Source organism: Dulcicalothrix desertica PCC 7102, assembly GCF_003991905.1.
GTDB lineage: Bacteria > Cyanobacteriota > Cyanobacteriia > Cyanobacteriales > Nostocaceae > Dulcicalothrix > Dulcicalothrix desertica.
Genome location: NZ_RSCL01000008.1, coordinates 1 through 14728, shown reverse-complemented (window position 1 = coordinate 14728; position 14728 = coordinate 1). Strand labels below are relative to the sequence as shown.

General features: G+C 39.3%; 14 protein-coding genes. 8 read left to right on the top strand and 6 right to left on the bottom strand.

All coding sequences use genetic code 11. The annotated features are described in order from the left end of the window. Positions 1-27 precede the first annotated feature (27 nt). A complete protein-coding gene (locus tag DSM106972_RS17680; RefSeq protein ID WP_127081947.1) occupies positions 28-1401 on the top strand; it encodes a GH1 family beta-glucosidase in 1374 nt (457 codons plus the stop codon). Between the two features lie 175 nt (positions 1402-1576). Here the strand turns inward: DSM106972_RS17680 and DSM106972_RS17675 are convergent, their stop codons facing one another. From DSM106972_RS17675 to gyrA, 3 genes are all read right to left on the bottom strand, one after another. Next, a complete protein-coding gene (locus tag DSM106972_RS17675; protein WP_127081946.1) occupies positions 1577-1912 on the bottom strand; it encodes a DUF4870 domain-containing protein in 336 nt (111 codons plus the stop codon). 102 nt (positions 1913-2014) lie between these two features. Continuing rightward, entirely contained in the window at positions 2015-3592 is a 1578-nt protein-coding gene (gene lnt / locus DSM106972_RS17670) for an apolipoprotein N-acyltransferase (RefSeq protein WP_127081945.1), read from the bottom strand. 37 nt (positions 3593-3629) lie between these two features. Next, positions 3630-6269, bottom strand: coding sequence for a DNA topoisomerase (ATP-hydrolyzing) subunit A (gyrA, locus tag DSM106972_RS17665; protein WP_127081944.1), 2640 nt, complete (start codon positions 6267-6269; stop codon positions 3630-3632). A gap of 516 nt (positions 6270-6785) precedes the next feature. On the opposite strand from gyrA, the gene DSM106972_RS17660 reads away from it, so the two are divergent. Both DSM106972_RS17660 and DSM106972_RS17655 read left to right on the top strand, forming a co-directional pair. Next, a complete protein-coding gene (locus DSM106972_RS17660) occupies positions 6786-6989 on the top strand; it encodes a hypothetical protein (protein ID WP_127081943.1) in 204 nt (67 codons plus the stop codon). Between the two features lie 129 nt (positions 6990-7118). Next, positions 7119-8033: a histone deacetylase family protein gene (locus DSM106972_RS17655; protein ID WP_127081942.1), complete on the top strand. Its 915-nt coding sequence runs from the start codon at positions 7119-7121 to the stop codon at positions 8031-8033. Between the two features lie 139 nt (positions 8034-8172). Here DSM106972_RS17655 and DSM106972_RS17650 read toward each other — a convergent pair whose 3' ends face one another. Further along, entirely contained in the window at positions 8173-9114 is a 942-nt protein-coding gene (locus DSM106972_RS17650) for an N-acetylmuramoyl-L-alanine amidase (protein ID WP_127081941.1), read from the bottom strand. Between the two features lie 342 nt (positions 9115-9456). On the opposite strand from DSM106972_RS17650, the gene DSM106972_RS17645 reads away from it, so the two are divergent. From DSM106972_RS17645 to DSM106972_RS17630, 4 genes are read left to right on the top strand one after another with little or no spacing between them, the layout of a single operon-like run. Next, complete coding sequence (locus tag DSM106972_RS17645) at positions 9457-11067, top strand: hypothetical protein (RefSeq protein WP_127081940.1); 1611 nt, start codon at positions 9457-9459, stop codon at positions 11065-11067. Between the two features lie 35 nt (positions 11068-11102). Continuing rightward, a complete protein-coding gene (locus DSM106972_RS17640) occupies positions 11103-11495 on the top strand; it encodes a hypothetical protein (RefSeq protein WP_127081939.1) in 393 nt (130 codons plus the stop codon). 56 nt (positions 11496-11551) lie between these two features. Next, complete coding sequence (locus DSM106972_RS17635; RefSeq protein ID WP_127081938.1) at positions 11552-11860, top strand: hypothetical protein; 309 nt, start codon at positions 11552-11554, stop codon at positions 11858-11860. 26 nt (positions 11861-11886) lie between these two features. After that, the gene (locus DSM106972_RS17630) at positions 11887-12273 is read left to right on the top strand and encodes a hypothetical protein (RefSeq protein ID WP_127081937.1); all 387 of its coding nucleotides are present in this window, start codon (positions 11887-11889) and stop codon (positions 12271-12273) included. A gap of 264 nt (positions 12274-12537) precedes the next feature. Here DSM106972_RS17630 and DSM106972_RS17625 read toward each other — a convergent pair whose 3' ends face one another. Both DSM106972_RS17625 and DSM106972_RS17620 read right to left on the bottom strand, forming a co-directional pair. Beyond that, entirely contained in the window at positions 12538-12921 is a 384-nt protein-coding gene (locus DSM106972_RS17625) for a helix-turn-helix domain-containing protein (RefSeq protein ID WP_127081936.1), read from the bottom strand. 154 nt (positions 12922-13075) lie between these two features. Next, positions 13076-13453 (bottom strand): hypothetical protein, encoded by a 378-nt coding sequence (locus tag DSM106972_RS17620; protein WP_127081935.1) that lies wholly within the window; start codon positions 13451-13453, stop codon positions 13076-13078. 197 nt (positions 13454-13650) lie between these two features. Between DSM106972_RS17620 and DSM106972_RS17615 the strand changes: the two genes are divergently transcribed. Continuing rightward, positions 13651-14610 carry an AAA family ATPase gene (locus tag DSM106972_RS17615; RefSeq protein ID WP_127081934.1) on the top strand — a complete coding sequence of 320 codons (960 nt, stop codon included), beginning with the start codon at positions 13651-13653 and terminating at the stop codon, positions 14608-14610. Positions 14611-14728: the final 118 nt, after the last annotated feature.

The window sequence follows — 14728 nt, the reverse complement described above, 5'->3', positions numbered from 1 at the left end:
GAAGAGAGAGTTATTATTTTATTATTTATGAGTTTTTACCAATTTCCAAATGATTTTTGTTGGGGTGTGGCTACTGCTTCTTATCAAATTGAGGGTGCAACTGAGGAGGATGGGCGCCAAGCTAGTGTGTGGGATACTTTTAGTGCTACTCCTCGTAAGGTGCTAAATGGTGATACTGGAAAGGTGGCTTGCGACCATTATCATCGTTATGAAGATGATGTTAAATTAATGGCTTCTTTGGGTATTAAACATTACAGGTTTAGTATTGCGTGGCCGCGAGTTGTTCCTGATGGTAGCGGACAGGTTAATGAAGCTGGTGTTGATTTTTACAAGCGTTTAGTTGATTGTTTGCTTAAATATGGCATTACGCCACATGCTACTTTGTTTCATTGGGATAGTCCCCAAGCTTTGGAAGATAAATATGGTTCGTGGCGCCATCGTCAAATGGCTTATGATTTTGCTGATTATGTGACGGCAGTGGTTAGTCGTTTGGGTGATAAAGTCACTAATTGGATGACCATAAATGAAATTTCGTGCTTTACTCATATGGGTTACGATGTAGAGCAAGAAGCAATTCATGCGCCTGGTACTCGTGTAAGCAGTAAGAAAGAAGTATGGCAAACTTCGCATCATGCAATTCTTGCACATGGGTTGGCATGTCAAGCTATCCGTGCAGCAACCCCGGTACCTTGTAAAATTGCGCTGGTTGATAATATGAGTGTAACTGTACCTATTAGCGAGTCACCAGCTAATATCGAAGCTGCTAAAAAAGCTTTACACACCTCTATGCAAAATGGTGGGATTATTTTTCCTGTACTTACAGGCGCCTATAGTTCCGCAATGTTGGAAGAACTGGGTGAGATGGCGCCTGATATTCAACCAGGAGATTTAGAAATAATTCATCAAGCACTTGATGCTATAGGGTTGAATATCTACACAGGTGGATATGTACGCGCTACAGATAATAATCGTGGTTATGAGTTTCTCGCTCTACCTCAAGGCTATCCACGAATGTATATGCCTTGGTTGAATATTTTACCTGAGAGTATTTATTGGGGTGTTCGACATATAAGCGAAACGCTAGGACACCCAAATTTACCTGTATTTATCACTGAAAATGGCTGTGCAGCACAAGATGAGGTAAATGCAGCAGGTGAAATTATCGACCTTGACCGCATTATGTACTTACGACAATATCTCAAAGCAGCACATCGTGCGGTGAGTGAAGGATACCCATTAAAAGGGTATTTTTTATGGAGTTTTATGGATAACTTTGAATGGGCTTGGGGTTATGGGCGCCGTTTTGGTATTACATATATAGATTATGCAACGCAACAGCGCATTCCCAAAGCCAGTTTTGAATGGTACAAAGAATGCATCCGCCAAAACTCCGTTGTCTAAAGCTTTAAGAGAAATTTAGAAATGTCATGCTGAGGAACGTTAACGCAGTTTTCCCGCAGGGTAGCATCTGGAACGAAGCATCTGGAACGAAGCATCTCAGCACATCGTTAAAATGCTAGATTGTACCCTGGTGCGCTTTACGTTTCGAGTAGCGAAACTCACAAAAAAACGTATCTTAAAAAAAGTGAAAAATAAACGGATAACGATATGGTATATTCTCGTTCTCAATTACTTTGACAATAGCAATAATTGGCACTATCAAACTAAAAATACCAAGTAGTATTAAAAGGGGAATACCAATCAGTACAAAACTTAATAATCCAAAAATAAATGCCGCTATATAAAGATTAATATGAAGGTTTAAAGATTCCCTAGCGTTCTTTTTAACCACTGGGTCATCTGTAACAAAGAGTATAACGATAGGTATACCTACTGATATAAATAAAGAACTGAAAAATATGGCGCCGTGGCATAGAGCGGACAGGAGCTTACGTTGAGCAATTGTTTCCATACAATAATCCTCCTATATGTAATATTTTTTACTTCTTCATTTTAGCTTTATTGGTTGAGTTAGCTGCCAATCTATAGGAGATATTTAGATTTAGATTTGGATTTAGGTTTTGTTGGGTTGCGCTGTCGCTCCACCCAACCTACAGCTAATTAATGCTAGGATGCTTAGGATTGTTAGTAGGGGTGTTAACCAGTCACCCCAGCGTGTGTATAAAGTTTGGGTTTGGCGCCTATAAATTGTTTCTGCGTGTGTTTCGTAGGTGTTGTGTCCAGATATCCACAGGGTTTTTCCGTGGGGATCAACGAATGCTGATAAACCTGTGTTAGTTGCGCGCGCTGCCCATCTGTCGGTTTCTATTGCCCGCATTGTGTCTAATGCGTGATGCTGCATTTGCATTGCTTGACTATATGGGTCGTTATTCGATGCTGTAATAATAAATTCTCCACCTGCATATGCTTGGCGCCTAAATTGTTCAGGAAAGGCAGATTCGTAACAAATGCCAGCAATTACACGTCCAAACGGTGTATCAAATATTTGATTTCTTGAACCTGGTACTTGTCGTGCTGTTACTGGTGATAGGCGCCTAATTAATTTACCAAGTATTTCTTCAAACGGTACATATTCGCCTAAAGGTACTAACTTAGACTTTTCAAAGTGACTATAAATTTTACCGTCTTTTGTAAAGGTAAATAAACTATTTGCATAGGTATTAGAATTTGGACGTTCTGCAAAACCACCAATCCACGCAACAATTCCTTTTTGTTTCACTGCTGCAACTAAAGAGCTATCAAGTATATCGCGCGAAAAAAATGGTAATGCTCCTTCTGGAGTTAAGACTGCATCTACACCTTGGTCTACTAGTTTTAAATATCCAGTTGTGTAACCTTCAATGGCACGACGTAATCCATAATAATCAAATTTAATTCGGTTGGGTATATTTCCTTGGACAATTCCTATTTTTATTGCTGCTTCCTGTGTTTTAACTAACGGCTGATTGTATAAGTTAAAACCTATTAAATGTAGAATGATAAATAAACTTAAAGGTATAAAATAATATTTATTAGATTTGCTATTTTTTCTTGTTTTTATCCAAACTTCAGCTATTAAGCCGTTGATAGCAACGATTGAAGCAGTAACAGCACTGGCGCCACTATATTGACCCAAATGTAAAATTACTAAATTATGGGGACTTTGGGTGTACGAAAGTGAACTCCACCATAATGGGCCATTAGTCCAAATATGTTCGAGAACACACCACAGAGTAGTACCAATAAGAACACGGAATATTGGAGTTAAAGAAGATGTTGTTAGTTTTTGACTAATCCAAAAAAAAGAAGTTGCCCAACTCATTGCAAGCAGTGTTCCCCAAAGCGTTACAAAAGTCCAGGCAAAAAGCGCAATAGCTATGCTCGATAACCAAGGAACTCCCATCCAAGTTAAAGGATGAAGTCCTGTTATCCATGAAAGTGTGGCGCCATAGTAACCTAAACCCCAGACGCCTGCTAGTTGTAATCTAAATAATTTTGGTTTGTACGCTGGGTTAAATATTAATACCCATAGTGGAGCTAGGGCAAACCAAGCTAAAAACCAAGCACCAAATGGTGCAACAGTTAACCCCATTAGTACTCCACTCAATAGGGCAATAATCAGTGGTGAGTAAAAATTATTTGATTTACTCATAAATTTTTACTCACCTTTCTAGTGTTTAATTACTTGGCTACTCAACTTCAGCACCTTCAGCACCTTCAACAACTTCAGCAACTTCAGTACCTTCAGCGTCAGGTGGGACAATTGCTACCCCAGTGATAGCATCGTCTTCATCGAGACGTTGAACACGCACACCTGTAGCTGAACGCGATTGAATCGAAATTGCGTTTGTTGCTTGTCGAATGATGATACCGCGATTTGTTACCATCATGATTTCGTCGTCGTTGTTGACGATGTGCAACGTTGCAAGTTGGTCTTTGGTTTTGCGGTTCTTAAATTTAGTTGCCATTAATCCTTGACCTGCACGGTTTTGCAGACGGAATTGAGCAACAGGAACACGCTTGCCATATCCTCCCATTGTAATTACCAGTACCCAAGGCCCAACCGAAGCGGTTTCGCTAACTTCAGTTGTTTCCTCACTTTCGGTATCAACTTCGATATTATCTGCATTATCTGGCGCCTCAATTTCTTCTGCCTCAACTTCGCTTGCTGCTGCAAAAGTTTCGAGAATTGCGGCTGGTAAAATATCCATGCCAACAAGCTCATCACCTTTTTTGAGTTTCATCGATTTAACACCGCGAGTTGCTCTACCCAAGGGACGAAGTTGGTCGTGGGTACATCGGAAGTGAATTGCCATTCCATGACGCGAACCCACAAGAATGCTGTCTTCTACTTTCGCACGACGTACCCAACGTAATTGGTCACCTTCTTCTAAGGAGATAGCAATCAAACCGTTGGAACGAATATTACTAAATGCTTCCAGTGCAGTTTTCTTGATATTTCCGCCTTTGGTAAGCATGACGAGATATTCTTCGCTGCTAAATTCATCGACTGGTACGATTGAAGTAATTTTTTCTTCTCTAGGAATTGGCAGCATTTGCACGATGGGAGTACCCCGACTGGTACGTGAACCAACAGGTATTTGGTACGCTCTCAAACAATACACAACACCTCTATCGCTGAAGAACAACACGCTGTCATGGTCGCAACAGGTGAGAAAATGCTCAACGGTATCATCATCTTTTACTTTTGCAGCGGCTTTACCGCGCGTTGCTCGATGTTGCGCTTCAAAAGTATTGACTGGCATCCGCTTTATATAACCTTGTTTGGTTAGCAAGATGATAGCTTTCTCGTTAGCGATTAAGTCTGTATCTCCTAAATCGCCTTCAGCGTGAGTAATTAATGTGCGACGTGGTGTTGCAAATCTTTCTCTTAAAGAAGTAACTTCACTCTCAATAATTTCGAGTATGCGCTCACGTTTTGCCAGAATATCTTGTAAATCAGCGATTTGAACTTGCAAATCTTCGTGTTCGTTACGAATTTTATCTGCTTCAAGTGCTGTTAACCGTCGCAATTGCATTTGCAAGATTGCGTCTGCTTGTCCTTCCGAAAGTCCATAGGTTGTAATTAATTCACCTTTGGCTGTTGGTGCGTCGGCAGCGTGACGAATCGTGGCAATAATTTGGTCTAAATGCGACAGCGCAATTAGCAAACCTTGTAAAATATGGTCGCGTTCTTCAGCTTTTCGCAGTTCGTACCGGGTTCGACGAGTAATTGCTTCGATGCGGAAATCGAGGAATACTTGTAAAAACTGTCCAATTGTCAGTATTTGCGGTTCGCCATTTACTAACGCCAACATATTGGCGCCGAAGTTCGCTTGTATAGGGGTTTGCTTATACAAGTTGTTGAGAACTACGCGGGGATAAGCATCGCGTTTGAGTTCAATAACAATCCGCATTCCGTCACGGTCACTTTCATCGCGAATATCGGCGATTCCCTCAATCCGTTTATCGTTCACCAACTCGGCAATCTTTTCAATTAAAGCTGCTTTGTTGGTTTGATATGGTAGCTCAGTGATAATTATTGCTTCCCTATCTGGGCGCCCACGATGTTCGATTGTTTCAATATTCGCAACACCACGCATCGTTATTGACCCGCGTCCAGTCATGTAGGCATCTCGAATTCCAGAGGTGCCGAGAATAGTGGCGCCTGTTGGGAAATCGGGGCCGTGAATATACTGCATCAACTGGGCATTAGTAATTTCTGGGTTATGTATCATTGCCACTAACCCATCAATCAATTCTCCCAAATTGTGCGGAGGAATATTCGTTGCCATTCCGACGGCAATACCCGACGAACCATTTAGCAACAACTGTGGTACACGGGCTGGTAAAACCGTTGGTTCTTGCTGCGAACCATCGAAATTACTTGCAAAATCTACAGTTTCCGACTCGATATCTTGCAACAGTGCATTAGTGGTCAGCGCTTGCAAACGAGATTCGGTGTATCGCATCGCCGCTGGTGGGTCATTATCCACCGAACCGAAGTTACCATGTCCTTCGATTAAAGGTGAGCGCATCGAAAAATCCTGCGCCATCCGCACCAAGGCATCATATACTGCCGTATCGCCGTGTGGGTGATACTTACCCAATACTTCCCCAACTACACGCGCGCATTTACGAAAAGGTCGGTCGTGCGTTAAACCCAACTCATGCATAGCGTAGAGGATACGACGATGCACAGGTTTCAGACCATCCCTGGCATCTGGCAGCGCCCTACCCACGATGACACTCATTGCATACTCCAGGTAAGACCTGGACATTTCATTCCGTAGGTCTGTTGGGATAATCCTCTCCTGAGAGAATGTCATAGCCTAAATAACTCCAAAAATCGCTGTTAAGTGCCTTGATAGCCGGAAAAAAGCCAAATTATTCCAAAATTTTCTTGAATAATAGCTATATTTGTATACAATTCTATCATAGAATGGTATTTTTATGCCCCTAGAGTACCTCATTCAAAGATAAAAAATACTGAGTAGAAAATTAAAAATTAAAAACTTTTTTTCAGAATTGAGCCAACCTATAATATAACAAATTTTTTTTCGATTATGCACATCTTTTGTTAATCTTACTTAATTCAAGATTTAACTAATAATAATTATAAAATTTGATGTGAATTTCAATGTAAGTTTATGCGATTATAATATATATTAATTAATTGCGATTAAACTAGTAAATAGAAGTATTAAAAAAAATTAAATTAGAGTAACGATAACAATAATATAATAATATTTCCAAATAATAACAAACAAAATAAGCCCTAAGATAGTGTGCATATAAGCATTACAGAAAATAAGATGTAAGCAAGCTAGAACCGGGTAAAAATTATGAGTGAAGACAAAGCGTCTAAAAAACAAGAAAATTCATCTACAGAAAGTAGTTCAGAACAGCTACGTCCAGAATTACTAGATATGATTAAACATCCTCCAAGAATTGATGATGCAATGCGCGATTTACCCGTCGAAGAGCGTGTAAGTAACCCAGCAATGGCGCCTGAAATGCTTGACGACCGTCCCCAAGACTTAGGATAAGAGTTAAAAGTTGAAAGTGCTGAGTGCTGAGGAACGGAGGAACGGAACATTTACTCAGCACTCAGCACTCAGCACTCATTACTCTCCGTTTTCCTTTAAAATTTCAAAATCGCTACTATTGCTCGTGCTATGCTGCCAGTTATTTACTCTGACGAGTTTCTCGAACATAAGACTGGAAGGGGACATCCAGAAAGACCCGAACGTTTAAGTGCTATCACTGCTGCACTGCGGGAATGTAATATCGCTTCCCAAATTGAATGGCGCCTGCCAACACCGACAAGTGGACGTTCTTTAGTACCATTAATCGAACAAACGCACGACCCCAGTTATATTCAAAAAGTTCAAGAAATTTGTTCGGCTGGTGGCGATTGTATTGATTATGAAACAACTGTCTCATCTCAAAGCTATGATGTAGCGTTATTAGCTGTAAGTGCATGGCTAGATGGAGTTGAAATTGTTTTAGAAACGGGTAAACCCGCTTTTGTTTTGGCACGTCCACCCGGACACCATGCTGAACGCGAGACTGGGATGGGATTTTGCGTATTTTCTAACGCCGCTATTGCAGCAGCTTATGCTCTTGAGAAACCAGGTATTAATCGTGTTGCAATTCTGGACTGGGATGTTCATCATGGTAATGGTACTCAAGCAATAGTTGAAACGAACCCAAACATAGCTTATTGTTCGCTACATCAATATCCGTGTTATCCCGGTACTGGCAGGCATACAGAACGTGGATTTCACAACAATGTACTGAATTTACCTTTTCCGCCTGGTAGCGATATTAGCCTTTATAAGCCCGCATTTGAAAAAATGGTAGTTCCATTTTTATCTAATTTTGAGCCAGATTTACTCATTGTTAGTGCTGGGTATGATGCTAACGCTGATGACCCACTGGCAAATATTAACCTTCAACCACAAGACTACGGAGTGTTTACTGATTACTGTTTACAAATAACTCCTAAAATTTTGTTTGGTTTAGAGGGGGGTTACGATTTGTATACGCTTTCCCAGTCTGTAATCGCAACAATTGAGAAGTGCTTGTAATAAATAGCGATTACTGTTATGCATTTTTAAATCTTGTGGGGTGGGCATCCTTGCCCGCCTTGAAAATGAGACGGGCATACTGAAGATGAGACGGGCAGGGATGCCCGTTCCACAAGATGGTTAATAATCATTTGGCAGTTTAACCAATTAGCTTTTGCCAAGTAGCAGGTCCAATTATTCCATCAGCAAATAAACCATTTTGCCTTTGGAATCTTTTTACTGCTTCTTCAGTTCCAGGCCCGTATACTCCATCTATCTGAACATTCATGCGGTGCTGCAAGTAGCGAATAACAGGCCCTCCAGCGTGGTTGAGTCGAATAATTCGCTTTGCTAAAATTTGATTGATGGTTTTCCAGCTTGTTTCACCTGCAACACCAGTAACTTGAAGTCCCACGATGCGTTGAAATTTTTCGAGTGCAAATTTTGTTTGAACATCGATGGTACCGTCTTCGATTAATACTTTTCCATTTTGGTCGGTAATTTTGAGTCGGTTCAAAGCGCGCTGTAATCGTAACACCGATACATCAATATTGTCTTCTTCGTCGGGTAAGGCATTGACGTTTTCAGAAGGCAGTCGCCCAGTTAAACCTTTAACGATAGCATTGGCTAACGCTTCCGGATTATACAAAGCCATATCTTTTTTTGAATCTATAAAACAGCCTTCTACCAGTATTCGAGTCATGTTTGTGTTTCTTAACACAAATAAATGCGAGCCATTTTTAACACCACGATTAAAAAAACCTATCTTTACTATTTCGTCTAATACTGATTTCGCAACTTTTCTACTTTGTTCTCCAACAGCAAACACTTCTGTTCCGTTTGCCTGTTGGTTAAAGGCATTAAAATGAATCGATACAAATGTTTCAACTCTTGCGGAATTGGCTCTATCACATCTTTGTGACAGTGATTCTCTGACTGTACCAGCTTTTTGCGGTCTACATTCGATTACTTCATGTCCTAATGCTCTTAACTTGGATATTACCCGATTCCCTACATCTATAGTTAGATTATCCTCAAATTTGATACCACGGGCGCCTGTGTCAGGGGGACAATTATGACCGATATCAATTCCGAATTTCATGAAAAATACCTCAATCAGCGATAATGTTGTTTCTGTCAGTTGAAGTTGAATATAGGTAGTTAATTACACTTCCGCTAAAAAATAATGTATACTTTTTAGTTTCCAGACCCCAATATACATCAATAATCATCTTATATATAAGTACTTTATATCACATTCTATTCTATGTACATATGCTCAAATATACTATGATAAACATTTATTATGAAAAATAAAAATTGAACGGTTAACATAGATAATAACTACAATTACAATGTACTTTTTTAACATTTTTATCAGTATTATTTCTGATAAGATTGAAGTTGTGTAATAAATAAAAATTAACTTGCAGCAGTAAAAAATATGGTAAAAGCATCTAATTCCAAATTTAAAGACCCTAAAACACCTCCAGATGTTGAGATACGGTTTGAAGCGCGTAAACCAATTACAGATTCAACCCTTGGAATACCTGTAAATGTAACTAAAGTAGGAAATCCACAGCATCGATTAGTGACAATTGGAGATTCATTAACACATGGGTTTCAAAGTGGGGCAATTTTTAATACAAATCAGTCATATCCAGTAATCATCGCCAAAGAAATGGGGTGGTCAGATATGAGATACCCTGTTTATTCTGGCCCAGAAGGTGGATTACCGTTGAACTTGGAATATTTGTCTCGTGATTTAAGGAAAAGATTTGGGGATAAGGTTAACTGGTTGAATGGTTTACCAGCAATATTGTCAATTCGTCAATATCTTGATGCAATTGAAGAGTATTGGGAACGCGGCAAAGGTAATGTGTATAGAAGTCAGGGCAAAATAAATCATAACTTAGCTGTATATGGATGGGATTTGCGAAATACATTATCCCGAAATGCAGATATTTGTTTAGATATTTTGGCTCAAAATAAGCCTAAAAATGACTTTCTGCGTCAAGTTGTTGAATATCATAACGAACGTTCTGCAATAGTTGTATTGAATAGTGCGCGTGATAGTAATGGTAAAGCGCTAACACCCATACAAGCAGCAACGGTACTTGGGGTTGAAGGTAATACCGAGGAAGGAATTGAAACTTTAATCGTGATGATTGGTTCTAATAATGCGCTTGGTTCAATTTTAACGTTTAATGTTTCGTGGAGCGATGAAGGTTATAATGATATGAGTGTCAATGATAAATATACAGTTTGGCGCCCAACTCACTTCAAAGCTGAACTAAATTTATTAGTGACAGAAATAAAAAAAATTAAAGCTAGACACGTTATTGTCGCGACAGTACCTCACATTACAATAGTGCCATTTGCGCGCGGAGTCGGTGGAAAAGCTCGTAACAAGTCGCGGTATTTTCCTTACTACACATTACCCTGGATTCAGGACAAAGATTTCAACCCCGATAAACATCCACATCTTACAGAAAACGAAGCACGTGCAATTGATTGTGCTATCGACCAATATAACGATGCCATTACAGAAGTTGTACGGCAAGCGCGCTTAGAAGGTAGAGATTGGTATCTAATGGAACTTTGCGGACTACTTGACCGTTTAGCATCACGTCGTTATATAGAAGACCCACTAGCGCGTCCTGATTGGTGGGATGAAGTAGGAGGAGAGTATCAATTACCACCTGAACTAGAAGCAATTTCACCACCTTTAAATTCATGTTTGTTTCGTACAGAACCAGGTAAAGGTCGTACTGATGGGGGTTTATTTTCACTGGATGGTATTCACCCAACAACAGTAGGATACGGAATTATGGCACAAGAAATCATCAAAATTATGCAGTCTTCAGGGGTGAAGTTTTATAAAGAAGACGGTAGTCTTAGAGAGGGAGAGGTAAAAGTAGATTGGAAGCGTTTGGTTGCACAAGATAGTTTAATTTCTCAAACCCCACCAAATATAGATAGTATTTTGGATTTTGTTGGTGGTATCGACAAATATTTAAATTTGTTTAGCGGAATGCTAAGAAGGAATTACTAAAATAAGAGTAAGAACCAAGCAATACACAAAAACCAATGTTCGGCAAATTTCAACAAAGTCAACTACGTATCGAAGTCGAGGCGCCTTTTTCAGCCATACGCGACAGTTTACTGCGTCCTGGAAACCTTGGAAAATGGCTTCCATCCGGTAATTTTACCAACTCAATGCCAGAAGAGTTGCGTCCTGGATTAGAGTTTACGCGCGTTCTTGGACCAATTTCGATTCACCATCAAGTCGATGTCGTTAATTCCGACAGCTTACGTTTATTACTAAGTCAAGGAATTGACGGTTTCCACGAATGGTACTGGGGTGACGGTTGGGTACAGTCACGTATAGAAGGAGTCACAGTTTTACCATTGTCATTGGGACAAACACTCTCGTTATTGAGCTTGAGGCAATTTTTGGCGAGTCAGAAAAAATCTAATTAGCTGTGAAAATTTTAGGGTAGTATGTGTCTGTTACTTTTATTGTAAGCAATAATTAAATGGAAACTCTACCCAAAAAATGGGCGGATATTCAGCCTGATGTGACATATAGTACAGCCAAGGAGTTATCAGTTTCTTTTAGCCAGGAACAAATAAGGCTAGGATTGAAATATGATCCTAATGACAAGCATTTAAAAGCAATTGAGAAAGGAGCAGTGCCACCACGATCTAGTGTAGGACTAGTACCTTCTCAAGAAGAAGGTTATGATTTAAAGTCTAAAACTCTCGGTAAAGGAGGTGATAAACGATTTAACGCGAAATTAATCGATGGTGTATTGCATTTTCCAGGTTTGATGACAGAACATTGATATCAAAAAATATTAAATCAAAAATTATGGTGTTTTTAAAATTAAGAAATCATCAAGTGTGGGATAGCTTGAATGAAATACTAAACAATATAGACACGAGTGTTCTTGTAAAAAAACACTTAGAATTAAGTGATTATAAGATAAATGGATATTGGGATGATCAAGATGAATATTACGAAGAAATTATTTTACCGCGAACTTTAGAAGCAAGATTAATCAGCAGTTCTGTTGGGATAGCAAATAATAAACGTTTTTTACAAATGAGGTTTTCTCTTAGTACTTATAATGAAAAAACAAGTAGGGGTGATTCTTTCGGTGAACTGCTTTTAATTTACAATGAAGATTTAGAGTTTATAGACGAAAATTGGGATTTGGATATTAACTCTCCTTTTATTGAAGTAAAGCGTGCTTAAGTAAATTCTTAGCGTAATTACGGCTAATCAGAATTCACGCTCGTTTAATGAAGACTACTTTCTTCAGTTGAGGGATTTACTATAAGACTCAGCAAAACGGAGTTTTTAAAACTAATGAAACTCCATTATTCTTGAAGACTACCCTTTTTATCCGAGGAAGATATAGTATTTGCTCCTATTTACTTACAAATATACCCAAACGTTGGGCGCCTGAAAAAGCATGAAGTTTTTGATTGACACGTGACCTATCATCTGCCGTAATTTTTAAAAGCCTGATATTAGAGTTTTCATTTTCAAATCGTATACTTGGCTAAGTGCCTTGATTATGTCGCGTTTATCGCTTTCTAGGTTGAGCTTATCTACAGCTTGATTTAAAGTACTTCCACTACGTATCAACTTTACTAAGCTTTTTTGCTCTGATTGATTCAATATTTTCGCAATTTCGCGGTTATGTCCTTGATTTATTGCTTGAATCATTTGACGTTGACGAGGAGTAAGGTCGAGTTCGATTAAATTTGATTTTGTGGTATCAGTGACAACTACATTTTTGTTAAGTTGTGGTGGTAGTGCATTTGCTATCCCTGGCGCCATAAATACTGTGGCGAATATCAGCACTATCAGTAAAAGTTGTCGAGCTAAGTAACTCATCAGACTCCCGTTCCTTCCAAAAAGTATCCACTGTTGTATAATTTACCAGCTTATGGGAACCAGGAACAGAAAATAAAGCATTAGTAATGAAACGAAATAATTGGATACTTTTGCTACATGCTTACGACTTGTTTGTAAGTATGGAAATGGTTGGTTAACTTGATAGGGTTAACGAGTGACGATGTAAAATAGCTTTTGTCTTTAATGCGCTCAATTGCATAATTGCCTGAATTGTGTCCCATTGGTCGTGGTCAATGTCTAATGTGTTGATAGCGTATTCAAGGTCATGACCAGAACGAAGGAAATGTTCGAGTTGGCGCCGTTGTGACTCGTTTAGTACAGAAGCAATTTCACGGTTACGGCGCTGACGTACTGCTTGTAACTCTTGGTTTTCCTGTGGGGTAAGGTTTGTGTCTGTTGCGACATCGAATTGACTGGGAAATCCTGAAGCAATGTCCGGCGCCATCGAAACAAAAATGATGATTAGTGCCAAAATAGACAGCAATTTTTTCAGGTTAAGAGCTATAGCCATATTAGTTTTGTTGATATTAGGTGTGGAATAGGGAATTCCCCACTAAGAATAGTCAGTTCGGTTGGTTTAATATGTTCTCTCAATGACTTACCAAGGATATTGATAATTAAAAAAAATATATCAGTCTCATTAGAATTACAATCTTTTATATTTCCGGACTCAGGTTATCATCGAAAAAACCAACGAAGGTAGCGACTATGAGCGAGCAAGTTCTGGAAAAAGATTTAGTTAGCGCTGTAGGACACGATATACAAGATACAATCGATACCCCTATTGATTTAGAAGCTACATTTCGCGAATCCCATGTGCAAGAAATCTTAGACCGACTTGACCAAGAGTTAGTCGGGTTGCAAGCTGTCAAAAACAAAATCAAAGAAATGGCAGCTTTGTTGTTGGTTGACCGCGTTCGTAAAAGTTTAGGTTTAACCGCAGGCGCTCCAACTTTACATATGACATTTTTGGGAAATCCGGGTATGGGTAAAACCACAGTCGCAATGCGGATGGCAGAAATTTTGCATCGTCTTGGCTATATCCGTAAGGAAAATGTCATGTTGGTGACGCGCGATGATTTAGTCGGACAGGGAATTGGACAAACTGCTCCGAAAACACGCGAAGTTTTAAATAATGCAATGGGTGGGGTATTACTCGTTGATGAAGCGTATACCTTATTCCGTCCAGATAATCCTGGTGACTTCGGTTTAGAAGCAATCGAAATTTTGATGCAGGTAATGGAAAATCAACGAGATGATTTAGTTGTAATTCTCGCTGGTTACAAGCAGCAAATGGAGCATTTCTTCCATAGTAATCCTGGAATGAATTCGCGTATTGGTTTACACATCGAATTCAATGATTATTCGGTAGATAACTTGATGGTGATTGCCCAGTCAATACTAGTTTCGCAGCATTACCACTTTAGTCGGGATGCTGAGAAAGCTTTTCGTGAGTATTTAATTAGACGCAAAGCAATGCCACATTTTGCCAACGCACGTAGTGTACGCAATGCTATTGATAGAGCGCGTTTGCGTCAAGCAAATCGTTTATTGAATATACGCGATAGACAGGTAACAAGAGATGATTTGATGACTATCGAAGCTGCTGATATTTTAGCAAGTCGTGTGTTTAGAGATGGTGTACCTGATTGTGAGGCTGAAAGTTAAATAGTTAATCTCCACAATCCTCACTTAATAAGGTTACGGTAAGTAAGTCGGCGCCAATAAACCAAACTATGTAAAGATATATAAATACGGAAATGCATCTACATGAGGTAACACAGCT

Bases quoted from the DNA above. Each gene is read 5' to 3' on its own strand.
- DSM106972_RS17645 (WP_127081940.1), top strand. From the start codon at position 9,457: ATGGTAAAAGCATCTAATTCCAAATTTAAAGACCCTAAAACACCTCCA.
- DSM106972_RS17675 (WP_127081946.1), bottom strand. From the start codon at position 1,912: ATGGAAACAATTGCTCAACGTAAGCTCCTGTCCGCTCTATGCCACGGC.
- DSM106972_RS17640 (WP_127081939.1), top strand. From the start codon at position 11,103: ATGTTCGGCAAATTTCAACAAAGTCAACTACGTATCGAAGTCGAGGCG.
- DSM106972_RS17630 (WP_127081937.1), top strand. From the start codon at position 11,887: ATGGTGTTTTTAAAATTAAGAAATCATCAAGTGTGGGATAGCTTGAAT.
- DSM106972_RS17660 (WP_127081943.1), top strand. From the start codon at position 6,786: ATGAGTGAAGACAAAGCGTCTAAAAAACAAGAAAATTCATCTACAGAA.
- DSM106972_RS17620 (WP_127081935.1), bottom strand. From the start codon at position 13,453: ATGGCTATAGCTCTTAACCTGAAAAAATTGCTGTCTATTTTGGCACTA.
- DSM106972_RS17655 (WP_127081942.1), top strand. From the start codon at position 7,119: ATGCTGCCAGTTATTTACTCTGACGAGTTTCTCGAACATAAGACTGGA.
- lnt (WP_127081945.1), bottom strand. From the start codon at position 3,592: ATGAGTAAATCAAATAATTTTTACTCACCACTGATTATTGCCCTATTG.
- DSM106972_RS17680 (WP_127081947.1), top strand. From the start codon at position 28: ATGAGTTTTTACCAATTTCCAAATGATTTTTGTTGGGGTGTGGCTACT.
- DSM106972_RS17615 (WP_127081934.1), top strand. From the start codon at position 13,651: ATGAGCGAGCAAGTTCTGGAAAAAGATTTAGTTAGCGCTGTAGGACAC.
- DSM106972_RS17635 (WP_127081938.1), top strand. From the start codon at position 11,552: ATGGAAACTCTACCCAAAAAATGGGCGGATATTCAGCCTGATGTGACA.
- gyrA (WP_127081944.1), bottom strand. From the start codon at position 6,269: ATGACATTCTCTCAGGAGAGGATTATCCCAACAGACCTACGGAATGAA.
- DSM106972_RS17650 (WP_127081941.1), bottom strand. From the start codon at position 9,114: ATGAAATTCGGAATTGATATCGGTCATAATTGTCCCCCTGACACAGGC.
- DSM106972_RS17625 (WP_127081936.1), bottom strand. From the start codon at position 12,921: ATGAGTTACTTAGCTCGACAACTTTTACTGATAGTGCTGATATTCGCC.